Source organism: Arthrobacter sp. MA-N2 (assembly GCF_000517125.1).
GTDB classification, from domain to species: domain Bacteria; phylum Actinomycetota; class Actinomycetes; order Actinomycetales; family Micrococcaceae; genus Arthrobacter; species Arthrobacter methylotrophus.
Genome location: NZ_KI912155.1, coordinates 2,815,006 through 2,838,919 on the forward strand (window position 1 = coordinate 2,815,006; position 23,914 = coordinate 2,838,919).

Genomic DNA, 23,914 nt, shown 5'->3' on the forward strand with positions numbered 1-23,914 from the left:
CTTGAGGTCAGGGGTAATTTGGAAGGAATTCACATTCGGGAGGAATGCGGTATTCGCGAGCGTGAGCCTCAAGGACGAGTGGGACCGGCTCGATTCCGGGACCCGTACTTGGCTTCTGGAGAATCCGACATGTCTGGTCCTGCCCCCTGGCATGTCGGCCAGGTTCAGCAAGGATGCGCGCGGTGCCGCGATGCTACTTTCCGCGCATGGCGGCGGATATCGACGTGGCCCCGTGTCTGCGCTGTGAGCATCTTGGAGAGTCGTTTCGGCCAGAGTACGGAAATGCCGCGGGTCGCGAACGCGCCCGCGATCAGGGGCCAGTCGGCTTCGACGAAGCACAGCGCCCCGGTGACCGGCACATCCCCGACAGTGTCGCGTACGAGGTCGACCTGGTTGGGTACCCCGTTCGGCAGTTTCGTGTAGTCGAGCCTGCCCACGAGGAGCTTCTCGGCGCGTGGCCGAAGGATGCCGCCCTCGATCTTGAGCTCGGGTCGCCCTGTACCGCTTGGCCTCGATAACCCAGATCCCTTTGCGGGTTATGGCGATATGGTCGATGTTCGCCTTCGACCCGGGACGCGGCGGTCGTGAAGGACCGCGATGCCGCCCGTGGCCAGGGAGTCCAGCCGAGCCCCGAGGCGTTCCTCGCCTATCGCACCCCACTCGCGCCTTGGTGCTTTGCAGCTTGTCGGTGAGCATGTTGGCCCCGCCCTGACTCGCGCGTCTGCGCGTTAATCGCTCTTCGTGTTCCGATCTGCGCCGCGTTCAGTTACCCGGCCGGGCAGACCATGCCCATCCATACCGCGCCGGCGGCAATGTGCCGACAGGCCTAGCGCGCTTGGGGCCCGGAAAGGGATTGCCGCCCGACCTGCCGACATGGGCTGTTCGGTGGGCCGACCGCTTTAGGCTCGGGTGCCGTCGCAGTATCCAAGAACCATCGGGTACTGGCTTGGTACCTTTTAGGGGAGCTGCCGCGCGCAAACGTCGATTTGGCGAGCGGCGCCACATTGGTTCCGCCCATAACTCGGCCGAGCAGTCGTGGAATCGACCCTATGCCGGTCAAGCAGGAGCGCCTGCCGCCTCACTTGAGGAAAACGCCGAAGAGCCCGCACATTGCCAACTTTCTCCAATGGCTGTACCCGGGTAGGATACAACCATGTCCACACTGTTGACGGATGTGCTCATCCAGAAGGTGAAAGTTGCTGGCGACGCGGCCAATAAGGCGCGCCGGGAAATGGTCGAGGCTTCGGATAGCCGCGCGGAAGCTGTCTTTTCTTTGTGGGTCGAGGGCATGACGGTTCGGGGGATCGCCAAGGCCACGGCAGTCAGTCCTTCGGTGAGTCAGCGCCTGCTGGAGAAGGCCCGGGCCAGCCGGCCGGCGTTTGAACGGCGGGAGGAACGGGTGTCCTATGAGCTCCACCGGGCCGTTGCCGAGAAGTTGCGTGTCGATCCTCAGACTGTACTGAGCAAGGCGAAGGTGAACCTCGCCCGTCTTGCGGCGAGGTCCCGTGGCTCCTTTGCCGAGGGGTGGGTGGGCGAGTGGTCGGCGTTGCTTGCCGGTCCGGTAGAGAACCTTATTGAGGTGATGCTCGGCCCGGACGAGCGGTCCATTGACCTGCGCCAGATGACGCCATTCGCCGGAGTGCTGACGGATGAGGAGAGGCTTTTGGCCATTCACAAGGCTACGCGGCATGGATCGTAGCCAGTTGGAGCACGCCATTCGGGCGGCGACGGAAATCATCCGGCATGACACCGTCGTGATTATCGGCAGCCAGGCGATTCTGGGGTCATTCACGGAGGACGAGTTGCCGCTCGAGGCGACGATGTCCGAGGAAGTCGACGTCGCTCCGATGGAGGACGATGATGCCCAGTCGTTGGCGACCGAGCTGGACGCGGCCATCGGTGAGATGTCCTTCTTTCACGAAACACACGGGTTTTATGTCCAAGGCGTCGGCATGGACACCGCGGTGCTCCCAGAGGGTTGGACGGACCGGCTTGTGAGGGTCAACAACGCCAACACCAGGGGCCGGACAGGGCTCTGCCTGGAACCGCACGATCTGTGTGCCGCCAAGCTCATCGCCGGCCGGGCCAAGGATCGCGCGTTCGTGAACGCCCTCCTTGAGCATGGGCTGGTCGACGTGGACACGATTGCCGTGCGACTTGAAACCGTCCGTAATGACGACATCCGACGGGACCGGGCCCTGGCATGGGTTCGGAGTTCCGCCAGTCGCCGATAGTCCGGCAACCACGCCCTCCGAACCCCCGACGGCAGCCTGCGGCAGAGCACCCCGCCGTTTCAGCTCCAACCCATTCGCCACGGCTCCGCGGTGACGTGACGTGAACGTCGCAAGCTCATGGGAGTTCCTGCATTTCGGCTCATGGGATACATGAAGGGGGACCGCTGCGACCAGATTCGAGCCGACACATCTGTCGCGAACGGATGCATCCAGGACGAGTTGGCCTGCTGCCGTTGCAGCCGAAGATAGAGCGACTGCCGCTACTCCTCAAACGGGGGGCGGCAGTCGCTCTGTGTTATTCAAATTCTGTCAGGTAGGGGGTGTCGACAGCGTCAACAGATTTGGCTTCGGATCGGGTCGTACATCAGCCGGACTGGCTCGTATTCGCTATGTTTTCGGGAGTTCCCTGTGTTTCCGGGGCCTGGAAGCCGGTTCGAGTCCCACCTCGGGCACGGTGTTTCCGCGGTCAGGGGCCTTTGGCCCTCTGACTGTGCACAAATCAGGTTTTTGGAGGCCCTTCGGGGCCTTTTTGTTGGTGGCCGTTGGTGTGGCCGGGTGCCTCTTCCATTGTGTTGGGCGGTAGGTCTGTGTTCTTGTTTCTTCATGGTGCGGCGCGGGCGGGGCTGCATGACTTGCCTTCAGGCAGTGGTCTATCCAGGTGCCACAAGGGGGCTGGCCCGGGGTTCAGTTGGCTACTTGACCAAGCGAGCGGATGCTCGTGAAAGGATTTTGAGAGGCCCATGGCTTGCCCGAGCAGGACGCCGACGACTCCACGGCTGATCTCCAATCCCTTGTCCTCGACGTACCCGAGGGAACCGCACTTGCCACGAGCCCGCCCCTCACCCTTGGCTATGTTCTGGCGAGAATGGGTGCAGATCGTGTGGGGCCGCTCCAGCTGAAGGACATCCTCGTTGTCCGCCACCCCGTCAAGCCGGGCAATCCGGTCCACCTCCACGCGCCGGAGGCTCTGACCCGGGAGGGCGTCCTCGAATACACCCCGGGTCCAGTGGCCCTGGGCAGTTCGCCAAGAAGCTGCCGTGGTATTGGGTGATACTGGTTGCCGACAGTGGGCGTCACTCGCGTCTCCTCTGGTTGGCCGGTTGGTTGTTGAGTGGGGGGTCAATACCCAGGCTGGGTACGGGTACGGCGAAACGGCGGCGAAACTGCTTGCCTTGGAGATCGCTGACCGGGACAAGGTCCCCTGCCCGGGCTTCGACCAACGGCGAGCAGTACAGTGAAATGGCCGACTCACGCGGGGACGACACAGTTTTTCAACTGGTAGAGGTAGCGCTGCTAGATGCGTTTTGTCGACGCCAGACAATCTGCAGACCTTGTGCTGGCGATGCAACAGAACCAAATCGAATAAGGTCTCGTTTGCATGGGCTGACGAAAAAGCAGCTATCCCGTATTCATCTAGCCGGTCGCCGGACCCGTCCAATCCAAGACCTCGCTAGCAATTGCGCCTTCTAGGCAGCCATGGCCGCGTACTGGAGAAGCGCAATCTCCGCGACAGACGCGGAAAATGGGAGGCCTACCGACGAGCAAGTAGCCTAGTCTTTGTCGGCCCTTGCAAGACCATCCGCAACTGCGGCCGCATGCAACCCTCCGATCGGACCCCACCTGGCCAACGGGATTGGGCTTTGTGTCCTGTAATCTGCGGGCGGGTTGGTAGGGTGAGATTCACAGGATTCATAAGATTCATCGACATTCACAGGAGTATGTGTGGAGAACCCTTTTCGGCCGACGGCTGGGGCGACGCCGCCGGATCTTATCGGGCGCGGCGGAGTGCTGGACGAATTCGCTTATGGTCTGCGGATCGGGTCGGGGGCGCCGGGGCTTCTGACGATCTTTACCGGGGCGAGGGGGATCGGCAAGACCGTCATGCTCGGTGCCGCCGAGGACTTGGCCGTCGCGGGTGGCTGGGCGGTGGTGTCCGAGACCGCGACCGGCGGGTTCCTGGGCCGTATCGGGGAGGCGATGCGCAGGCTGACGAATGAACTGGGGGATGGGCCGACGGGCCGCCGGGTGACGGGGGTGTCGGTGGCCGGGTTCTCGGTCACAACCCAGCTTGCCCCGGAGGAGCAGGTCGATTGGCGGGCGCGCGGAGCGGTGCTTTTGCGTTTGCTGGCGGAACGGGGGACGGGGTTGGTCATCACGGTTGATGAGATTCATGCGGCGGACCGGGTGGAGTTGTCCCAGCTTGCCGCGGATGTCCAGCATTTCATTCGCGAGGGCCTGCCGATAGGGCTGATTTTCGCGGGTTTACCTGCGGCTGTTTCCGATTTGCTGAACGAGGGAGTGGCCACGTTCCTGCGGCGCGCTGACCGAATCGATCTGCATGCGGCCTCGATCGCTGAGGTGGAGCGTTCGTTCGCGGAAACCTTCGCCGCGGCGGGCGTGGCCCTGGACGGTGAGCTGGCCAGGGTCGCGGCGGAGGGCACGGGCGGTTATCCGTTTCTGATCCAGTTGATCGGATACTACCTTTGGCAAGAAGCAGAAAAGGTCGCGGGCGGTCTGGATGCCGCCGCCGTCGGCCGCGCGGTGACGGCGGGCCGGCGTCGGAACGAGCGGGTGGTCATTGAAGCGGCGCTGTCCACGACGTCCGGGCGTGACCGTGATTTCCTGCAGGCCATGGCCGAGGATCCCGGGCCGTCGTCGACCGCGGACATCGGCAGGCGTACCGGGATGCGGCCGAATGCCGTCGGTAACTACCGGACGCGTTTGATGGATGCGGGTCTGATCGAACCTGCAGGTTACGGGCTCGTGGAGTTCGCAATCCCAGGGCTGCGCGAATACATGACCGCCGGTCCGGCCAGGAAATAAGCCGCGCGGCCGGCAGAAGGTCGGATCTCCCTAGTCCATAAGTTGGCATTCCCGGCGTGTCAACACTTTTGCCGTCGGTCTGGGCCACACATCGGCCGGACTGGCCCGTACTCGGCAGTTTTTCTGGACTTCCCAGTGTTCCCGAGGGCTGGAAGACGGTTCGAGTCTCACCTCGGGCACAGTGTTTTAGCAGCTCAGGGGCCCTTCTTCATAGGTGGGGTGTGGCCGGTTGCCTCCTTGCGTGCTTCGCTGATCGACCGGTTGGCGTTCGGTACCTGTTCATGGATGCTTATGGCCTTAGCAACATGAATTCGGGAAAATTCGGCGGAAGTTTCCTTAGTGCATCGTTGGGTGCTCATCAGGTTCTTAGTGCTGTTCGGCTCTTGGTTGGCTGTCCTGCTTGATGATGGTTGGTCCGGAAGGCGCCGTGACTTGTGCCCAATCGGTGGAAAACTTGTGCCGCCGAACGTCCGCAGGCTGTCCCACCGTGCGGCCCACGATGCCCAGTGCCATTTCCGTCCGAACCCAGGGATCGTTCTGTAAGCAGCTGTCCATGGTTGCTGTCAGCGTCGACTGCGTAGTGCTGTAAATCTTCGCGCCCTGTCCTGCGCCGGGACGCGTGCTGCTTGGTCGTTTTTCACGCTTGTTCATTGGGCGGCTGGCTGCCGTGTCTGTCGCCTGACCGGCAGGCGAATCGAAGTGGCAATCCGGCTTCGGGCGGTGACCGGGGTCAGCCTTTCAGCGTTGTGTCGAGTAGAGCCTGCAGCTCCTGGAAGTGCCGCTCGGTGGCCGCCGGGTTGAATGCGGAGGTGTCCGCCATGGTGTAGCCGTGCGGCGCCCCTGCATAGATTTCGTTGGACGCCTCAAGCCCTGCGGCCTGTAAGGCTTCGCCGAGCCGAGCGACGGCGTCCGGTGCCATGCTGCGGTCATTGTCCGCGTGGCCGAATACGAACCGGGCCCGTGCATTGCCAAGCTTCAGGTGCGGGCTGTCTGGCTCGTCGGTGGCGAGGCCGCCGCCGTGGAAGCCGCCGCACGCTGCCACCACTTCCGGGTGGGACGTGGCGGTGCGGACGGCCAGCCGGGCGCCCATACAGTAACCGGTGGTCCCGATGGGGCCGGGTGCTACGCCGTTGAGCCCGGCAAGTGCGGACACCCACGCATTGATGTCCTGGAGCGCCTTTTCCGGTGTGAGGCGACCAACCCGGGGGAAGGCAGCCTTGCCTGCCGCTTCCCTGCCTTCCTGGGTGGACATGTCCACGGCCGGGGCGAGCTCGGCCATTGATCCTTCACGGTAGAAAACGTTCGGCGCCAGCACCACGTAGCCCCAGTCGGCGATGCGCTGGGCCATCTCCTGGATTCGGGGACGCAGGCCGAAGGCGTCCATGTAGAGGAGGACGCCGGGAAGAGGGCCGATTGCGGTGGAAGGGCGGGCCACGAGGGCCTCAGCAGTGCCTTCAGCGGCAGGGATTTCGATTGGCATGGGCCCACACTATCGGAGCTCAGGAGTTAAGCCGGTCACGGTCCCGCAGCGAAGTCGGGGAAGTCTGCTTCGAGACCGTTTCGAGTCAGAACTTCACATACTCGAACGATTGCTGCGTGACGATGGGCTTGATCGCCGTGGGTGTCCGGCGTCGACCCTCGGGGTCCTCGACCGCAACCATCGGCTGCGCGCCTTTGCCTCCGCCATCAAGCGGCTGGCCTGTTCCTGAGGGCCCTCCCAGGGCATTGATCGGTGCCCGCGGTCAGGGTCACTTCAATGGGTACAAGGCTATTTCCAGAGGTTGTCAGGTGGCCGATGGGGCAGGGGCGTCCACGAAGCGGCGCTGGGGAGACAGCCGAAGCCGCGTAGTCAACACGATGGCCATGCGGGCCGCCTTGTCCACCATGATCGCCTTGCGAACCATTGCCGGCTGTGGACAGGGAAACAGGCCATCCGAGGAGGCAGAAGTGACAGGCCACTGGCCGCGCTAGTGCTTCCACAGTCCGTTGTGCACGCGCGCTACCCACAGCGTTGCTCCGGGTGAAATTGCGACGCCGATGACGGGCAACAGCGACAAGGACCCCACATCCATTGAGCGTCCGGGGTGCCGTTGGGTCGGCCGGGGATGCCGGCGAGGTCGCAGCGGTGATCGCCTTTGCCGGCGTCGTCGGCGGAGGGATGCTTCAGATGGGCCCTCACGCCGGATCGTACATCGTTGGCAACGAGTGGCGGGAGGGGTATTTGCCTTGGCTTAGCTCCGACCGGATGCGTGCTCTATGCAATACGGAGTCCAAGGCCTTGCCTCCAGGCGGCCCTCCGCGATGGGCTTGCCGCACACGGCGCACAGTCCGTAACTCCCGTTGGCAATCCGCAGCAACGCGGCCTCGATCTGTTCCAGGCCCACCCGGCTCTGCTCCATGAGTGCGGAAGCCTGGGAAAGTTCGAAGGCGATCGTGCTCCCTTCCGGATCGTGTTCGTCGTCGACGTTCGCGTCCTGCCTGGCGACGGTTACCGAAGTGATGTCCCCAAGGAGGGCTTTCAAGAGCGCAACCTTGCGGTCACGTTCCTCCTCAAGGAGTACTCGGAACCGCTTCGCATCGACCATGGGACGAAAGGCTACCGCACAGTTGAGCTCCTAGGCTGGTTGTCGTAGTTCGGGTCCGTCGTGCCTAAAATCCGGCGGGGGGTGTCGGTGTTTGGGATCCGGTGTCGGGCAAGGGTGGTTTCATATCCACCCCTGCGGTGCGTCCCTGCGCGTCGTCTTCTTCCTTGAGCAGTGGGAGATGGCGACGCGACTCGGCAGCGCACAGCCGCCCAGGAATGCCCAACGTGTGGTCGATTGAAGGCCGTGACGCCTACTGCGGCTCGCGCCGGACTTCAGCTGGAGTCCATCCCAGGGCTGGACCGAGTTTGCTGGCGATGTCGGTGAGGATCTGGATGTAATCCTCGTGGTCGAAGCTAAATGGCAGCGCAAACGCCACCTCGTCGACTTCCTGAAACCCTGCGTGTGCGTATAGCTGTTCTGCGATCTCGTCGCTGGTACCGATCAGGTCCGCGGCGAACAGCATGCCCCTTGCCCCCTGCGGCACCCGTGTGCGGGGAGTGCGTTCATCAACATACCGCTGGTATTTCTCCCGCTGACCCGGCGAAGCCGAATCAGTTGGGATCACCACCAGGCCCTGCGACACGCGGGCCTGTCCGTGCGCCTGGGCTGACGTTTCAGCGGCTTCACGGAAGGCACGAATCTGCGACTGCTGGATTCGGGCAAAGTCCGGTTCCTGATCCGCTTCCGGAAAGATGACGCTGCTGGAGAGCAGATTGAAGCCGTTTGCCCCGGCCCAGACGGCCGACTTCCTGCTGGCGGCCCCATACCAAAGGCGATCCCGGAGCCCGGCAGAGTGCGGCTCGACGCGGTTGGAGAATTCCTCGACTACACCCTGCCTGCCGGAAAAGTCCCGCACCTTTTCCCCCGCGATCAGACGGGCAAATCGGTTCAGGCGCCCGTAGCTGAAATCCTCCAGCTCCGAGGAATCCGGGTACAGCTCATGCTTCACTGTGTCGTAGTGCATCGGTTCACCCACGCTCAGCCCCGGATTGATGCGTCCCCCCGCGAGCAGATCCACCGTGGCCAGGTCTTCGGCAAGGCGCAAGGGGTTTTCCCAGCCCAGCGGGGTTACAGCGGTTCCAAGCTCGATCCGTGAGGTGCGTTGGCTGGCGGCGGCCATCATCGCGATGGGCGAGGAGATTCCGAACTGCAGATGACGGTGCCGCAGCCACGCGCTGTCGAACCCAAGCTGTTCGCCAAGTTCGATGATCTGCAAAGTGGATTCGTGGCCCGAAGCGGGATCCGCCGGATCGAACAGGCCGATAGTGAGGAATCCAAGTTTGCGTAAGGGACGTGAGATGTCGGGCATGGCTTCCTTCAGGATCGGATACGGCTGATCTCAGAATATGCGCCGGGACCTGCAGGTTCTTCTGACAATGGCGGGAGGTTACCCTTCGTGTCGGCTGAGGTGAGCGGTGCCGCGTCGCCGGCATCGAACGCCTGCCGGAGATGGAGCTCCCTCCATAGGGGTGCCCGGGAAGCGTCTCCGGACGAAACCGGCCGGTCATGATTCGTGAATGCAGAATGCAACAACTCGTGGAACTTGCTGATGGGTGACGGCTGTCCGCGAAGCGACGCTGCGGGGCCTTGTGGGGACCGCTCGGCCAGGGTGTTGAAAACAGCCCCATGGGCCCGTGCTGCATCTTCCCGCAAGTCGCCGGGCCCGATACCGGACCGGGGCCGTCCTGGTGGACAATGCATCATGACCAATGACGATCTTCGGCCTGTGTACTTCCTCTCGGACAGCACCGGCATCACCGCGGAAACGCTCGGCAACACTTTGTTGACGCAGTTCCCTGCCAATAATTTTGACCGCATCACGGTCCCGTTCATCACGACTGTCGAACAGGCCAAGACCGTGGTCCGAACCATCGACCAGCTGGCAATCACCGGCCAGCGACCGATCGTCTTTTCCACCGCCGTCAGCAGTGATATCCGCGAGGTTCTGGCGACGTGCGGGGGGATCATTGTGGATCTCATCGGAACGCATCTCGGACAGCTGGAGCAGGCCCTCGGTTCCCCGGCCAGCGGCGAACCCGGGAGGGCCCATGGCCTGGGCAACGCGGAGCGGTATCAGTCCCGGATGGCCGCCGTGGAGTATGCCATGGAACACGACGACGGCCAGAGCCTGCGGGCGCTCGAGAAGGCCCAGGTCATCTTGGTGGCGCCGTCCCGCTGTGGGAAAACGCCTACCACGATGTACTTGGCACTGCAGCACGGCATCTTCGCAGCAAACTTCCCGCTCGTGGACGAGGACTTTGAGCGGGAAGGGCTCCCCAAACCGCTCAGGCCTTTCACTGAGAAGTGTTTCGGCCTCTCCTCCAACCCCCTGCGCCTGAGCCAGATCCGCACCGAACGACGCCGCGGCTCGCCATACGCCTCGCTGCGGCAGTGTGGCTTCGAGTTGCGCAGCGCCGAGCAGTTATACGTGTCCCATAGGATTCCGTACCTGAATTCAGCCACAGTGTCCGTTGAGGAAATGGCGGCCACCATCCTGCAGCGGATGAACCTCAAACATTAGTTTCACAAGCCTGTGTGGCGCACGTCATGTGGAAAGTGCGCGGGAGACCTGTCAATGTGGACAGGGCTTGTGCCCATCAACCGGCCACCGCGGCGAGCGAGGCGGCGCACTTGCACGCCATCACCTGCAAAGGAGCAGTAATTATGACGACAGACATCCTGTGGTTCTCAGAGCTCGGACTCAAGGACCTGGACCGGGTGGGCGGAAAGAACGCGTCCCTCGGGGAGATGGTGCAGAATCTGACTTCTGCCGGGGTCCATGTCCCGGACGGTTTCGCCACGACCGCGGATGCCTACCGCAACTTCCTGGCCGACTCAGGCCTGGACCAGAAGATTGCCGACCGGCTGGTCGGCCTGGATACAGATGACGTGACGGCGCTCGCCTTGGCCGGGCAAGAGATCCGGTCTTTGATGCGCGAGACGCCGTTCCTGCCGGACTTTGAAGCGCAGATCCGGAACTCCTACCAGCAGTTGGTGGACAAGCACGGCGGTTCTGAGGACCTGTCCTGGGCCGTGCGTTCCAGCGCGACCGCGGAAGACCTTCCCGATGCCTCCTTCGCCGGGCAGCAGGAAACCTTCCTGAATGTCCGCGGCATCGAGAACATCCTGCTCGCCATCAAGGACGTCTTCGCTTCCCTCTATAACGACAGAGCGATCGCCTACCGCGTGCACCACAAATTCGAACACGCCGAGGTGGCGCTCTCCGCCGGCATCCAGCGCATGGTGCGCTCCGATGTCGGGGCCTCGGGCGTCATGTTCACCATGGACACTGAGTCCGGGTTCCAGGACGCAGTGTTCGTCACGTCCTCTTACGGCCTCGGCGAGGCTGTTGTTCAAGGCGCGGTCAACCCCGATGAGTTCTATGTATACAAGCCCGCACTGCAGGCTGGCCGGCCTGCAATCCTCAAGCGCGGACTGGGCGAGAAGGCCCTCCAGATGACCTACACGACCAGCCGCGAAATCGGCCGCACCATCGACTTCGTACCGGTTGAGGCCGCCTTGCGGAACCGCTTCAGCCTCAGCGACGACGACGTCGAACAGCTCGCCAGGCACGCCGTCGCGATCGAGAAACACTACGGCCGGCCGATGGACATCGAATGGGGCAAGGACGGAATCGACGGCGGCTTGTACATTCTGCAGGCACGCCCGGAGACCGTGCAGTCCCGTCGGGCCTCCGGCAACCTGAGCCGTTTCCGGCTCAACGGGACCGGCCGGGTGCTGGTCGAGGGCCGCGCCATCGGCCAGCGCATCGGCGCCGGCAGCGTCCGAATTCTTACCTCGATCGACCAGATGGCCGCGTTCAAGACCGGCGACGTCCTCGTCGCCGACATGACGGACCCGGACTGGGAACCGATAATGAAGCGGGCCTCGGCCATTGTGACCAATCGCGGCGGACGCACCTGCCACGCGGCCATCATTGCCCGGGAACTGGGGATTCCCGCCGTCGTCGGCACCGGCGCGGCGACCGACGTGCTCTCCGACGGCCTCGAGGTGACCGTCTCCTGTGCCGACGGCGAGACGGGTGTCATCTACGAGGGCCTTCTGGACTTCAGTGTCGAGGAAACCGAGATCACCCAGCTGCCCGAGGCCCCGGTCAAGGTCATGATGAATGTCGGGACGCCGGAGCAGGCGTTCACCTTCGCGCAGCTGCCCAACCACGGCGTCGGCTTGGCCAGGCTGGAATTCATCATTAATCGCCAGATCGGCATCCATCCGAAGGCACTGCTGAACCTGGACAGCCAGCCGGCGGACGTGGCGGCGGACATCCGGCAACGGATTGCCGCGTACAGCAGCCCGCGCGACTACTACATCAAGCGGCTCGCAGAAGGGGTGTCCACGATCGCCGCGGCGTTCGCGCCGCGGCCGGTGATTGTGCGCATGTCCGACTTCAAGTCCAACGAGTACGCCAACCTGATTGGTGGACCGGCTTACGAGCCGCACGAAGAGAACCCGATGATCGGCTTCCGCGGCGCCTCGCGCTACCTGGAGCCGTCCTTCCGGGACTGCTTCGACCTTGAGTGCGAGGCCCTGTCCTTCGTCCGCAACGAGATGGGGTTGACCAACGTCAAGCTGATGATTCCGTTTGTGCGGACCCTGGACGAGGCCCGCGGCGTGATCGAACTGCTGGCGGAGAACGGCCTCACCCGTGGTGAGAACGGCCTGGAGGTGATCATGATGTGTGAGATTCCGTCCAATGCGCTGCTCGCTGACGAGTTCCTGGACTACTTTGACGGGTTCTCCATCGGATCCAATGACATGACCCAGCTGGGCCTGGGCCTGGACCGGGATTCCGCGATTGTCGCGGGCGGATTCGATGAACGCGACCCTGCCATCAAGAAGCTCCTGAGCATGGCCATCAAAGCCTGCAAGGCGCGCGGCAAATATGTGGGCATCTGCGGCCAGGGCCCCAGTGACCACACGGACTTCGCCGAGTGGCTGGTCGAGGAAGGGATCGATTCGGTCTCCCTAAACCCTGACACCGTGGTGGATACCTGGCTCCGGCTCGCTCGCACGGCCGCCGAGGCCGGGGTGGGCGCCACGGCGAACTCACAGCACCGCGCCGGGGAAGTCTAGGGGACGCCCAACGGCAGCACGGACTACGAATTTCAGGCCCTGCTGCCGCTGGGCGCATCGCCCATTGCGGCGAGTTGATGCTCGCACCTAGCGCACCGCGCGTCGGTGCACAGGCTCCCGGACAGGGGAAAGACTAGATCGCTCAGGTCGACCCTGCCGTCTTGGGCGAAGACCTCCACGGAGCACTGGTCGACCATTATCCTCAGCCGTAGCACGCCGTCGTCGAGCTTCACGGGTGCCGACTCGGCCGACGCGAACTTGTGGTGGGAGGGGGTGTTTCCGGAGTCGCGGCGATCCAGGGTGAGCCGGCTTGTGACGGTGTCGAAGCTGAGAAGCGTTGCGGCGTTCCCCCTCGATGCGCCGCGAAGCCTGAAACAACGGTCCGTGCCGTGCCGGGCAGGATTTCAGCCTCGTCAGTTGGGCTGATCCGGGCACCGCGTCGGGCAGTCTGACCACTGAGTTGTGAACTTCCATGTTCCGGATGGTGCGGGTCGGCTCCGCCACGGAGACGTGGGCAAGGAGTTGGCATAGTCCCAGTTGTTCATCCACCCGATCATGATGCGGCGGTTCTCCGCGGAATTGCTGAAGGCAACGGCGGCGTAGTAGTGGCGTCCCCAGCCGAGCCAGAGACAGTTTCTGAGATTCGTGGTCCCATCTGCATCCGTTCCGTCGACGGGGAACGGGACCAGATCGGGGCATTCCCATTCGCCTCCTGTGGCGCATTTTCCAGCCGAGGTCTCTGGCTGCGAGGTCGCCCATGGCTACGATCCGGGGAGGGTCGCCGAGGCGGCGTGGGCAGATTTCCGGTTGGAACTCCTTGCCGGTGACGGCAGCCATGGTGTCCATGATTTCCCGTACGGAGACTCCGGCTCGCGAGCCGAGGTTGTAGATGGCTTCCAGATGGCAGCCGGTCTCGAGAGACTGAGCGGCTGCAGCGTGGGCCTGGGCGACGTCGCTGACGTCGATATAGTCGCGGAGGCAGGTCCCGTCGGGCGCGGAATCACGGCCGGGGATGCGCCCGAGGGCTTTCACGCCTTGCAGATCAATATCGACCGCGGCGGCCTGGATGTGAACGAGGCCGCACTAGGCTCCCTGCTTCGCCTGCTTGACCTTGCAAAGCATCCAATTGTCGGCACTTTCGTGATTCCTGCGCTGTTGAGTTGGAAGAGACCGGGCATCAACCGGGAGGTGTCGGGAACCGGCGACATCTTCCGATCCGTGATGGCGACCCTGATGAGCTCCCTGCTTGAAACGGCGGTCGACATAGAGGCCCGGAAAAGGATCGCGTATTCAGAAATTGCGGCATCCTGCGGATTCACCAACGTGCAAAGCATGCGCCGTGCGGTGAAAGAGTTCACCGGGATGAACGTGAGGGAGATCCACCGATCCGAGACCGTAGTTCGTGTTGCGCTGGAACAGCTCCGGGAGGCGCTGTCCACTGGCACTTGAACGTTCCGGTTCCGGTCCGCAGTCGCCGTGAACGACGTCGCTCCCTGGGCCGGGAGGGTGCGCTTGAGCGAGGGTCGAAGAGCCGGTCGGCGTGGGCTGGCGTTCATGTCACTATTCAAACCCAGGATTATTTTTGGACCCCAGCCCCACCCAATTCGCTCCTTTGTGCACGAATTGGTCGACTTATCGCCTAAGTCTGCACGGAATGGACCTCCCGGCCATCTTCAACGAACGTAGCCGGTCGTAGGATTTGCTACGAAGCTGATCTTCAGAGCCTCCGAGAGATGGAAACGGGAATCGTCGCAATTCCTCGGGTTCACTTGGAATCCGATCTATGAGTGTTCTGAATGCAGGCTCGACCGATAACAATTGTTAGGTCTCATCGGCCCCTTCCGGGCGGCACCGTCCTGGATACGAAGAGCCCTCGAAGCCACGCAAATTTGTTGAAGCCAACTTGGGTGCCCGGACCCCGTCAGGAGAGCGGTATGACGACCGGATCCCAAGTTCCACAGAGAGCAGGAGCGGCAGAGTGATCACGACGACCGAGGCAGGGCGCACTTATTGCGTCACCGGAGACAAGGTACCTATCGTAAACGCGGACCTGAACGCGGCCGTCGATTTAGCCCAACAAGACGCGATAGGGGAGGGCGAGCATGGTGTCCTCGTCACGCGGCATGGGCCCGCGTGCTTCACCGTGGCTGTGAGCGCCGAGGTCCCTTACGGAATAACCCAGGAACGAGAGCGCGCTTGACGTCGGACATCGCCGCGGTACGACACATTATGGCCGAATCAGGAATCAACTCCGGAAGGAGCGCTGACATGCCGTCATCAGTCGGCCACGGAGTCGCCCGGACGGCGCGTTGATGCGGAAGCCAGACGGCGCAAGGAGAAGATTTGCCCGACGGCATCCGAAGGGGGTATGCCGGGCTTCATCGGATCATGTCAATCGCTGTCCATTGTCTCCGGCCGCTTTGTGGTTGCTCGTTGTCGTGAGCGTCGACGCTGCGTTCACTCTGTCCATTTGGCTGCTGCCGATGGTGTTCGGCCAAGAACCCTGGGAGGGTGTCGACGGACCGGCCACTGTCCCCACGCTTGGGACAGTACTGCTGGTTCCCGTGGTCCTGCACGCTGTTTGGCGTTTTCTGCGGGAACAACATTATGACCGGACGCAGGCGGGAATGGGCCGCCCAGGGGACGGCTGTGCACCAGGCAACCTCGCGGCCGATGAAGCCAGGGCGCGCGTCGAAGGCGTACTCACGGACCGGACCTTGATGACGGCGTTCCAACCGATCTGTTGCCTGGGCACGGGCGCCGTCATCGGGGCTGAAGCCCTCACGCGTTTTGTCACTTTACCGGTCAGATCGCCGGAGACATGGTTCGCCGACGCGGCCTCCATCGGACGTGGTCCAGATCTCGAATTCCTAGCGATGGAAACTGCGCTAATGGCCGCGGCCAAGCTCCCGGCCAACCTTTACATTGCCATCAACCTTTCGCCCACTGCGTGCCTCGACTCCCGGCTAGGCGAGATCCTGCAACGCTCCCGCGTGCCCGCCGGACGCGTAGTGGTGGAGGTGACCGAACGCTCGGCTGTCGCTGACTACGAACCCCTCGCTGCAGCGCTGGTACGCCTTCGACACTCCGGGCTGCGCGTCGCCGTCGACGATGCAGGCGCCGGCTTTGCCTCAATGCGCCACATCCTTCAAATCAGGCCCGAGCTGATCAAACTTGACCGGACCATCATCGCCGGTATCGACACCGACCCCGGCCAGAGGACTCTGGGCATGGCCATGGTCAGTTTTGCAAAAGGAATCGGCGCGGCCCTGATCGCCGAAGGAATCGAGACAGACACGGAACTCACCACCGTCACCGAGCTCGGCATGAACGTTGGCCAAGGCTATCTCCTCGGCAGGCCCTCCGTCCGGTCCGAAGACTGGGCCCAGTGGAATAACTGGTCGCCCGTGGATGGCCGGGCAAACGTCCGAAGCACCTAGATCCTGGAAGACGGTGGGCTACATATGTTCCGGCTGAACTTGCGCTGCCTCCGCCATGGTCCCCCTCCAAAGATGCACGGCTGCAGGAAACAAGTGGGCCCCTGTCGAGCACTTAAACTAGCTTCCGTATAACGTAGAAGACTCTTCGGTCGCATCTATACGGCACATTGAATCTCTTTTCATCCGGCCGAAAGGTCCCAAACCCATGAAATTTACGCCTCCCGCCAGCGCCGACGCTCCGGATGCTTTCCCGCATGACCAGACAACACGCTACAGCGTTCCCTCCGGGCTGAGCCCGGAGGAAAAATTCGAACACTGGCGCACCTGGTACGGCAGCGCCATCGACACTCCCGTGCGGTTGGAAAAAACCGAAAAACTAGTGCGTCCGAGTTTCAATCCCTCCGCTTTAAGCCTGGACGGTCCCGGATTCAGCCTTGTTGACGTCACGAATGAACCCGTCAGTTGCTACTGGAACGGCGATACGTCTGCCGGGGACTGGCTAGTACATTTCCGAAGTCCGTGCCCCGAGTTCAGCTTCTCGGGATGTTCCGAAGAAATTTCTGCCGGCACCGTCAGGTTTCTTGATCTTTCTTCCCCCGGTAACTTCCATGCGCCGGCCGGGTTAAGCGCGGTGCGGCTCCAACTCGATCGGAGCCTTCTGGGGCTGGATGATAGGACAGTGAAACGGTTGCAGGGATTGGCCGACATCAGGGAAAACCCTCTGGTGCGAGGACTGATTCTTCCGGCACTGTCCGGCTGGCAGCGGACGGGAATCGGCCACGAGGCGCCGCGTCTCCAGCCCGTCTTCCGGTCCATGATGACGGCCCTGGTCAGCTCGCTGCTCGAAGCCCCCGCCGAACCCCGTGACCTGAAAATGGCCCGCGTCGTGGCGATCAAGAAGTTCATACGCAAGAATTACCGGAACCGGGACCTTGATGTGGACGCGGTTGTGGCCTACTCGTTTCTTTCACGCCGCGCCCTTTACTACCTCTTCGAAGACGAAGTGTTCCAGGTCAACAGACACATCCGCGCGCTGAGGACGCTGGAAGCCCTTGAACTCCTCAGCGACGCAAGCACGTGGAACCGCTCCCTGACGGACATAGCGAACGCCAGCGGATTCACAAGCCTCCCAGCCATGCGGCGCGCTGTCAAAGAGTCCACCGGTATCTCTCTTAGAGATGTGCAGGAGAACCCGGAAGTACTGCGAATTCGAGCAGCTGAACTCAGAAAGTTGATCGGGCTATAATAACGCGGTGGGTAGGAGCTGGCCTAGCAGCAGCCCTTTCCGAATTCGCGGATCAGTTCCATGCTCACGGCCTGTACTTTGTCAAGGTGAGCGATCAACTCGGCGAGGCCATGGACCAGTTGATAGACCTTGGCCACCGAAGCTGGAAGGCGATAGGCAGCTCACGATGAGGTTGCAACGTCGATGAGCACTTTACCGATGGTGCCCTGCTCCACGGCGTCATGTGCCGCGGCGGTCGCGTGGAGCGGGAAGCGGGTCAGCGGCAGGCCGTGTTCTGCACCGACGCGCAACGCGCCGGCATTAAGTGCCTCGGAGACGGCGGCCACGGCGTGCTGTTTCTGTTCGTCGGTCACGGTGTAAGTGAGGATGAACTGGTAGCGGATGTTTTTCGTCATGCTTTCGCGGATGGGAACCGTCAGCGATTCCCCGGGATTCGCCGCGTAAATGGCGATGGTTCCGCTTGGCTTGAGCACCCGTACGTCGGAGTCGATATTGGCTGGAGCGTTAACATCGACGATGGTGTCTACTCCGTCCGGGGCGGCTTGGCGGATGGCAGCGATGACGTCGCCCGTCCGGTAGTTGATAACTGAATGGGCTCCCGCGAGGCGTGCGAGTTCAGCTTTCCGGTCTCCGCTGACGGTCGTAATGACTGTTGCTCCAGCCCATTGAGCGAGCTGAATAGCCGCGTGTCCCACTGCGCCTGCGCCGCCGGTGACGAGCACGGTACGTCCCGACAGGGCTCCGGGTGAGAGTCTGGCCGGGCCCTCCTCGGCCGAGGTCAGCGCCCGATGTGCTGTCAGGGCGGGGATCCCGATGGATGCGCCCGTATCGAAGGATTCGGTACCCGGAAGTGACACCGCTTTGACCGCCGGTACAACTACATACTCCTGAGCGGTGCCTTCATTGCCGCCCCAGGCAACGTCCCAGAGCCAGACGCGGTCTCCGATGCTGAATCCTGTCACTCCGGATCCGATCTCATCGATTACCCCGGCACCGTCCTGGTTGGGAACCTTTGGTGCTTCCAGCTTGGTGCTTGCTCCGCCGGCTCGGGACTTCCAGTCAGTGGGATTCACCCCGGAGACCACGACCCGCACGCGCACCTCGCCCGCGCCTGGATCAGTCAACGGCTTGTCCTGAAGCTTCAGCACTGCGGACGAACCTGTCTCTTCGAACACGATCGCTTTCACATCTTCTCCATGAGTTGAGTTGCGTGGACGGCCTTACTGAACCAAGCTATCGAAGGACAGCGTCCCGATTCCTGTGTTTCGACCATCGCTGACACGAAATCGACGAAGCCCGATCGATTCCCCTGCCGGGATGGACATCAGAGTGACCTGGAGGTACTTGCCGGTCCAGGCGACGGTTCGATAGTTGGTGTTCTCGGTGGTAGCGGTTTCCAGGGCGGACCAGCCGCGGGGCGTAGATTTTCGCTCAGTGAATCCGGCGCATGAACAGGGCAGTGTTTTAGGAGGCAGACAGCCGGTAAACGTCACCGTGACACTAGGCGGGTGTGATCTTCAGCGGGATGGAGCGCCAGCCGCGGAGGGTGTTATGCAGGTACGGGACGGGATCGCCGACGAGTTCGAGGTTCCGGATCCGTTGGGCCATGACGGTGAATAGCACGTCCATCTCAAGGCGGGAGATCGGTTGGCCCACGCATTGGTGAATGCCCATGCCGAAGGCGAGGTGGCCACCGGCGTTGCGGTCAATAATAAACTCGTCGGCAGTGTCGCCCCAGTGAGCGCCGTCCCGGTTTGCCGAGCCCATGAATAGCAGTACTTTGGCTCCGGCCGGAAGCGCGATGCCCCGGAACACGGTGGGCATTGCAACCGTGCGATAGAAGGATTGGAATGGTGATTCGTACCGGAGTGCTTCGTCGATGGCGAACTTTGCCATCCGGGGATTTGCATGCAAGGTGGCCCATTGCTCGGGGTGGGCCGCCAGGGCCTGCAGGGTATTTCCGATGGAGAAGACGGTAGTATCCAAGCCGGCGGAGAGCATGGCCCGGACCAGCAGCGCAGCCTCTTCGGGAGTGATGTCGCCACGGTCTGCATATTCCCAGATCTGGGCTCCCATCCCATCCGGGGAGAGGTTCTCCCGGGCGCAGTTGTCCATGACCCAGCGGTGGGTAGCTTCGCCTTTTTCGAAGAACCCGCGTGACCGTTCGTTGTCGGGTCCGAACGAACTGAAATTCATCGCTCCGTGTGGCAGCAGGTTGGCTTCCCGGCCCTCACGGGGGATTCCGACTGCGTCGCCGAAGACGCGGATGGGAAACAACTCGGCGAGGTCCGCGACCCCGTCGAAGGTTTCGCGTTCGATGAGGCTGTCCACCAGCTCCTCGGCGAACGATTCGAAGCCGGACCTCAGGGAGCGTACTCCGCGGGGAGAAATGACACCCGCCATCGCCGCGCGCATGGGTCCGTGGATGGGGGGATCCGATTCCAGGATGCCCTGCGGACGCCAGGCCGGCTCGTGGTGCAGGTTCTTGGGTCCAACACCGGCGCTTGAGATGAAGGTGCGGTGGTCCTCCAGAATTTCCTTGCATTCTTCGAATCCGGCAAAGGCCAGGACACCGTACTTTTCGAGCCACACTGCAGGTCCGGCCGCCCGCATGCGTTCGAACAGGGGATACGGGTTGGTGAGATTTTCGTCCGTGTACGGATCATCCGAAAATGTCGATACATCTGCCAAGACGGGAAAGGTTTGCGGGGGAGTCGATAGTGACATCGTGGGCCTCGTTACCGTTGATTTTTGCTGGGAGCCTGCCCGGGTCTGTGGGACTGCAAGGCGAATACGTGGCATCAAACTATCGGTCTCAGAGAGTAACAGTTAAACATCATTCTCACTTTGTGGGAATCTCGTTTGCCGCGTAACTTCTGCGCCCTGCAGGATCAATTCGTGATCCGCGACACAGGGTGATCGATTCGGAAAGGAGACATGCCATGGCGACCCACACGTCTTTTGAGCGGGGCCTCATGATTCTCGCGGAAATCGCGGACAGTGGAGATACCACGGTGGAGAGCGTGGCCCTCAAACTAGGCATCCCTGTTAGTACTACATACCGGTACTTCCGCCAGCTCCGCGAAAACGGATTCGTCCAGGAAGACGCGGGCATCTACAGGCCGGGCCGCGCACTCCTGGCTTTGTCCGGTCGCCATCTGACGCAGAGCCACCTCGCGGAGGTTGGAAATGCCGTGCTGAAAGGCATTGTTGATTCCGTGGGCGAAACCGCCGTCATGGTGATCCGGGTGGGCACACAGGCCATGTGCCTGCGTCGCGCGGAACCGGACAAGGCCTTCAAGTACACGTTTGCCGTCAATGAGCTCTTACCGCTGACGGCTGGCGCCGGCCCCCGGACGCTGCTCGCTTGGGCGCCGTCCGACGTCGTACACCAAGTGCTCGGTGGCGACCTTCCTCGCTTCACCGAAAACTCGCCGTCCGCTGAGCAGATTCTGCCCAGTCTGGCGCAGATCCGATCTTCCGGCTGGGCAGTCTCTCGGGGCGAGCTGGATCCGGGCGCCGTCTCGGTGGCCGTACCAGTGATGCTCGACGGCGAGGCTGTATGCGCGCTAAACGTGGCCGGTCCGGAGAACCGCTGCGGCTCCCGCACCTGGCTGAATTCGACTTTGAAGACAATGAACGCGGCAGCGGAGAACCTGGCGGCGTCGCTAGGTTCCCTCGCAAGCCGCAGAACAACCCGAGAGGTAAGCGATGACGCTCGAAACTCTGCTTGATACAGAACCCGTGGTCCTGGGGACGCACCGTGCAACCCTGCAGGATCTGATCCAGGTTGCACGTCACCGGCGTCCCGTTGTGGTGGATGAGCAAGCTTTGGCGCGGATGAAGCCCAGTCAGGACTGGCTGGACGGCGTCATGGATGACATGCGTGCCGGGAAGGAAACGGCGCCGATATACAGCATCAACACCGGCTTTGGTTCCCTCGCCGGCCGCAAGGCCTTCGATGAGCCGTCCGATGCCGCCGAGCTCTCCCGCCGCCTGGTCCTTTCGAATGCAGCCGGCGTCGGCCGCTATGTGGACGAAGAAGTGGTGCGGGCAACCATGTTCATTCGGATCGTCAGCCTGACACAGGGTCACTCCGGTGTCCGGGGGGACATCGTGACGACCCTCGCCGACATGCTCAACCGTGGCGTTTACCCTGCTATCCCGGAATACGGTTCACTGGGAGCTTCGGGCGACCTTATTCCGCTGGCCCACGTCGCGATCGTCATGTCGCGCTCCCACTCCGGCGAGGACGAGGAGCTCGACTCCGGTGAGGCCTTTCTGGACGGTGCCGTGGTGTCCGGGATGGTGGCCATGGCTCATGCGGGAATCAAGCGGTTGCCGCTGGGTGCCAAGGATGGACTGGCTCTTTTGAACGGTACCTCGTTCTCCTGCGCTCAGGCTGCGCTGGCTCTGTACGACGCCCAAAACCTCCTCGAAACAGCTCAGATCACCGCGGCCATGACCATCGAGGCACTCTTGGGCTTCGGAGATGCCTTCATTGACGAGCTCCACCTAGCCCGTGGCCAGCGCGGCCAGATCGAGGTGGCGGCGCGGCTGCGCGAGCTCCTCGGCGGCAGCGGATTAGTGGATGGCGACGCCGGTCGGGACCCCGTGCGCCAGCCACCGCAAGACGCATACTCGCTTCGCTGCATTCCGCAGGTTTTCGGACCGGTCAAGGACACCTTGGAATTCGCCGCGGGGATCATCGAGAACGAAATCAATGCCGCCACGGACAACCCCTTGATCTTTCCTTCGCTTCCTTCCACCCGCACGCTCAAGGCGGTCTCGGGCGGCAACTTCCACGCCGAATACGTGGCGTTCGCGGCCGACTTCATCTCGATCGTGGTCACTGAAATCGGCAACATCACGGAGCGCCGGCTCTTCAGGCTCGACGACGGCTCCCTCAACCGGGGCCTTCCGGACATGCTCGTCGCGAGCGAGCAGGTCGGCATGGACTGCGGTTACATGCTGCCCCAGTATCTTGCTGCTGCGTTGGTGTCCGACTGCAAGACCCTTGCGCACCCGGACAGCGTGGATTCCATCCCGACGTGTGCCAATCAGGAAGATCACGTGTCCATGGCCAACAACGCCGGCCGGCACGCGCGCCAGATAGTCGCCAATATCGAGTCAGTGGTGGCCGTAGAGCTGCTGATGGCCGCGCAGGCCTTGGAACTGCGGATGGACATGTCCGCCACGGCCGGGGCAAAACCTGCCGCAGCAAGCCTGGCAGCACTGGCGTTCCTTCGTTCCGCCGCTGCAGCCGACGGCCGGCCCATCGGTCACATCAAGCAGGACCTGGTCCTGTATCCGCGGCTACGCAAAGCGGGGGAACTGGTCCACTCCGGGGCCGTCGTGGCAGCCGTGAACGCCGCGATCAGTGGAGGCAACGATGACGATCCAAGCCACTGATGCCGACCAGCCGGGCACCGCGGTGTACGCCGCAAAAGGCTTCTTCAGGCTGGCGGTTAGCGCGCTCCGGAGGGAGGCGGACGGCGTCGTTTCGGTGATACTCAGCGATGCCGACGGCGTTGCGCTGCCGGCGTGGGAGCCGGGTGCCCACATAGATGTGTTGTTTTCCAACGGCGTTCTGCGCCAATACTCCCTGTGCTCGGATCCTGAGGACCGGTCCGCCTGGCGCATCGCAGTATTGCGCGAGCAGACCAGCCGGGGTGGCTCGATTTTTGTCCATGAGGTGTTGCAAGCGGCGGATTTCGTCGATGTCCGCGGTCCCAAGAACAATTTCCGTGGAACGCCGGGTTCCGGGGAAAAGGTTTTCATCGCAGGCGGGATTGGAATCACGCCCCTGCTGCCGATGATCCGCGCCGCGCAGTCGACCGGGGAAGCGTGGCGATTGCTGTATCTGGGATCCGATCTCCGGTCCATGGCTTTTCGGGACGAGATCGCCGGTCTTGACCCGGCCGGTAACAAGGCCAGATTCCATGCAAAAAAGGACTCCGGCGCCTTGGACTTGGCTGAGTACCTCCGCGAGCACGGGCTCGACGGCGGGTCCACGGTTTACGCCTGCGGCCCGCGACGGTTGCTCAGCGAGCTCCGCTCGGCACATGAGGCCGGCGTGGTTCCGCACCTGGTCTTTGAGGATTTCGGTCGAGACGGGCCCCTCGCCGATACCGGTTCCAGTGGTTCTTCCGCGGCCGATCCCCGTCGGGAAATCGGGAAGAGCCCCCGAGATAACTTGCCTTTCGTGGTGGAAACCATCGACGGCGTGGAAATCGATGTAGCAGAAGGCGAGACAATTCTCGAAGCTTTGCAACGATCCGGAATTCCTGCGTTGAATTCCTGTCGAAAAGGAACATGCGGTACCTGTGAAACGACGGTTCTAGCTGGCATTCCCGATCATCGGGATGAAATTCTCAGCGACGAGGAACGGGCTGCGAATGAAACAATGATGATTTGTGTTTCACGCTGCCGCGGAGAGAGGCTCGTGCTGGACATCTAGACCGAAAGGTCCATCCATTCCAGGTCTTTGCA

The 23,914-nt window shown here is 62.5% G+C and carries 21 protein-coding genes and 2 pseudogenes; 14 read left to right on the top strand and 9 right to left on the bottom strand.

The features are described 5' to 3' along the window. Positions 1-164: 164 nt before the first annotated feature. Both A3M3_RS28930 and A3M3_RS29385 read right to left on the bottom strand, forming a co-directional pair. Entirely contained in the window at positions 165-437 is a 273-nt protein-coding gene (locus tag A3M3_RS28930) for a hypothetical protein (protein WP_231497260.1), read from the bottom strand. Positions 438-513: 76 nt separating this feature from the next. Further along, positions 514-696: pseudogene (locus tag A3M3_RS29385) on the bottom strand (nuclease-related domain-containing protein); the annotation flags it as partial. A 457-nt stretch (positions 697-1,153) separates the two neighbouring features. Here A3M3_RS29385 and A3M3_RS26995 point away from each other — a divergent pair. From A3M3_RS26995 to A3M3_RS0113835, 5 genes are all read left to right on the top strand, one after another. Further along, positions 1,154-1,699: a hypothetical protein gene (locus A3M3_RS26995; RefSeq protein ID WP_051423166.1), complete on the top strand. Its 546-nt coding sequence runs from the start codon at positions 1,154-1,156 to the stop codon at positions 1,697-1,699. Continuing rightward, positions 1,689-2,234 carry a DUF6036 family nucleotidyltransferase gene (locus A3M3_RS0113825; protein ID WP_028266846.1) on the top strand — a complete coding sequence of 182 codons (546 nt, stop codon included), beginning with the start codon at positions 1,689-1,691 and terminating at the stop codon, positions 2,232-2,234. Before A3M3_RS26995 ends, A3M3_RS0113825 begins: the two co-directional genes overlap by 11 nt. A gap of 745 nt (positions 2,235-2,979) precedes the next feature. Next, entirely contained in the window at positions 2,980-3,285 is a 306-nt protein-coding gene (locus tag A3M3_RS0113830; protein ID WP_028266847.1) for a hypothetical protein, read from the top strand. 253 nt (positions 3,286-3,538) lie between these two features. Continuing rightward, positions 3,539-3,688, top strand: coding sequence for an HNH endonuclease (locus A3M3_RS29540; RefSeq protein ID WP_197023225.1), 150 nt, complete (start codon positions 3,539-3,541; stop codon positions 3,686-3,688). 268 nt (positions 3,689-3,956) lie between these two features. After that, a complete protein-coding gene (locus A3M3_RS0113835) occupies positions 3,957-5,057 on the top strand; it encodes an ATP-binding protein (RefSeq protein ID WP_028266848.1) in 1,101 nt (366 codons plus the stop codon). A gap of 730 nt (positions 5,058-5,787) precedes the next feature. Here A3M3_RS0113835 and A3M3_RS0113845 read toward each other — a convergent pair. The 3 genes from A3M3_RS0113845 to A3M3_RS0113865 form a co-directional block, all read right to left on the bottom strand. After that, entirely contained in the window at positions 5,788-6,537 is a 750-nt protein-coding gene (locus A3M3_RS0113845) for a dienelactone hydrolase family protein (protein WP_028266849.1), read from the bottom strand. A gap of 751 nt (positions 6,538-7,288) precedes the next feature. Next, positions 7,289-7,642 carry a TraR/DksA family transcriptional regulator gene (locus A3M3_RS0113860; RefSeq protein WP_028266850.1) on the bottom strand — a complete coding sequence of 118 codons (354 nt, stop codon included), beginning with the start codon at positions 7,640-7,642 and terminating at the stop codon, positions 7,289-7,291. A gap of 250 nt (positions 7,643-7,892) precedes the next feature. Continuing rightward, on the bottom strand, positions 7,893-8,951 hold the full coding sequence (locus A3M3_RS0113865) for an LLM class flavin-dependent oxidoreductase (RefSeq protein WP_028266851.1): 1,059 nt from the start codon (positions 8,949-8,951) through the stop codon (positions 7,893-7,895). Positions 8,952-9,344: 393 nt separating this feature from the next. Here A3M3_RS0113865 and A3M3_RS0113870 point away from each other — a divergent pair, with 393 nt between their 5' ends. Both A3M3_RS0113870 and ppsA read left to right on the top strand, forming a co-directional pair. Beyond that, positions 9,345-10,163, top strand: a complete 819-nt coding sequence (locus tag A3M3_RS0113870; RefSeq protein WP_028266852.1) for a pyruvate, water dikinase regulatory protein — start codon at positions 9,345-9,347, stop codon at positions 10,161-10,163. Positions 10,164-10,306: 143 nt separating this feature from the next. Continuing rightward, positions 10,307-12,736: a phosphoenolpyruvate synthase gene (gene ppsA / locus A3M3_RS0113875; protein WP_028266853.1), complete on the top strand. Its 2,430-nt coding sequence runs from the start codon at positions 10,307-10,309 to the stop codon at positions 12,734-12,736. Between the two features lie 32 nt (positions 12,737-12,768). Here ppsA and A3M3_RS29545 read toward each other — a convergent pair. Further along, positions 12,769-13,098, bottom strand: a pseudogene (locus A3M3_RS29545) (GH32 C-terminal domain-containing protein); the annotation flags it as partial. 51 nt (positions 13,099-13,149) lie between these two features. After that, positions 13,150-13,425, bottom strand: a complete 276-nt coding sequence (locus A3M3_RS29550) for a hypothetical protein (protein ID WP_442853118.1) — start codon at positions 13,423-13,425, stop codon at positions 13,150-13,152. A gap of 25 nt (positions 13,426-13,450) precedes the next feature. Here A3M3_RS29550 and A3M3_RS29555 point away from each other — a divergent pair, with 25 nt between their 5' ends. From A3M3_RS29555 to A3M3_RS0113900, 4 genes are all read left to right on the top strand, one after another. Further along, the gene (locus tag A3M3_RS29555; RefSeq protein ID WP_051423167.1) at positions 13,451-14,185 is read left to right on the top strand and encodes a hypothetical protein; all 735 of its coding nucleotides are present in this window, start codon (positions 13,451-13,453) and stop codon (positions 14,183-14,185) included. 529 nt (positions 14,186-14,714) lie between these two features. Beyond that, a complete protein-coding gene (locus A3M3_RS0113890) occupies positions 14,715-14,936 on the top strand; it encodes a hypothetical protein (RefSeq protein WP_028266855.1) in 222 nt (73 codons plus the stop codon). A gap of 238 nt (positions 14,937-15,174) precedes the next feature. Continuing rightward, a complete protein-coding gene (locus A3M3_RS25060) occupies positions 15,175-16,176 on the top strand; it encodes an EAL domain-containing protein (RefSeq protein ID WP_197023227.1) in 1,002 nt (333 codons plus the stop codon). 205 nt (positions 16,177-16,381) lie between these two features. Continuing rightward, the gene (locus A3M3_RS0113900; RefSeq protein ID WP_028266856.1) at positions 16,382-17,422 is read left to right on the top strand and encodes a helix-turn-helix transcriptional regulator; all 1,041 of its coding nucleotides are present in this window, start codon (positions 16,382-16,384) and stop codon (positions 17,420-17,422) included. 161 nt (positions 17,423-17,583) lie between these two features. Here the strand turns inward: A3M3_RS0113900 and A3M3_RS0113910 are convergent, their stop codons facing one another. Next, on the bottom strand, positions 17,584-18,609 hold the full coding sequence (locus A3M3_RS0113910) for an NADPH:quinone reductase (protein WP_028266857.1): 1,026 nt from the start codon (positions 18,607-18,609) through the stop codon (positions 17,584-17,586). Between the two features lie 313 nt (positions 18,610-18,922). Continuing rightward, positions 18,923-20,113, bottom strand: a complete 1,191-nt coding sequence (locus tag A3M3_RS0113915; RefSeq protein ID WP_028266858.1) for a cytochrome P450 — start codon at positions 20,111-20,113, stop codon at positions 18,923-18,925. A 251-nt stretch (positions 20,114-20,364) separates the two neighbouring features. Here A3M3_RS0113915 and A3M3_RS0113920 point away from each other — a divergent pair, with 251 nt between their 5' ends. Genes A3M3_RS0113920 through A3M3_RS0113930 form a run of 3 tightly spaced genes read left to right on the top strand, consistent with a single transcriptional unit; the run spans position 20,365 to position 23,882 of the window. Then, positions 20,365-21,156, top strand: coding sequence for an IclR family transcriptional regulator (locus A3M3_RS0113920; RefSeq protein ID WP_028266859.1), 792 nt, complete (start codon positions 20,365-20,367; stop codon positions 21,154-21,156). Then, complete coding sequence (locus A3M3_RS0113925) at positions 21,134-22,834, top strand: HAL/PAL/TAL family ammonia-lyase (protein WP_028266860.1); 1,701 nt, start codon at positions 21,134-21,136, stop codon at positions 22,832-22,834. The genes A3M3_RS0113920 and A3M3_RS0113925 overlap by 23 nt, the downstream gene beginning before the upstream one ends. Further along, the gene (locus A3M3_RS0113930; protein WP_051423169.1) at positions 22,815-23,882 is read left to right on the top strand and encodes a PDR/VanB family oxidoreductase; all 1,068 of its coding nucleotides are present in this window, start codon (positions 22,815-22,817) and stop codon (positions 23,880-23,882) included. The genes A3M3_RS0113925 and A3M3_RS0113930 overlap by 20 nt, the downstream gene beginning before the upstream one ends. Positions 23,883-23,914: the final 32 nt, after the last annotated feature.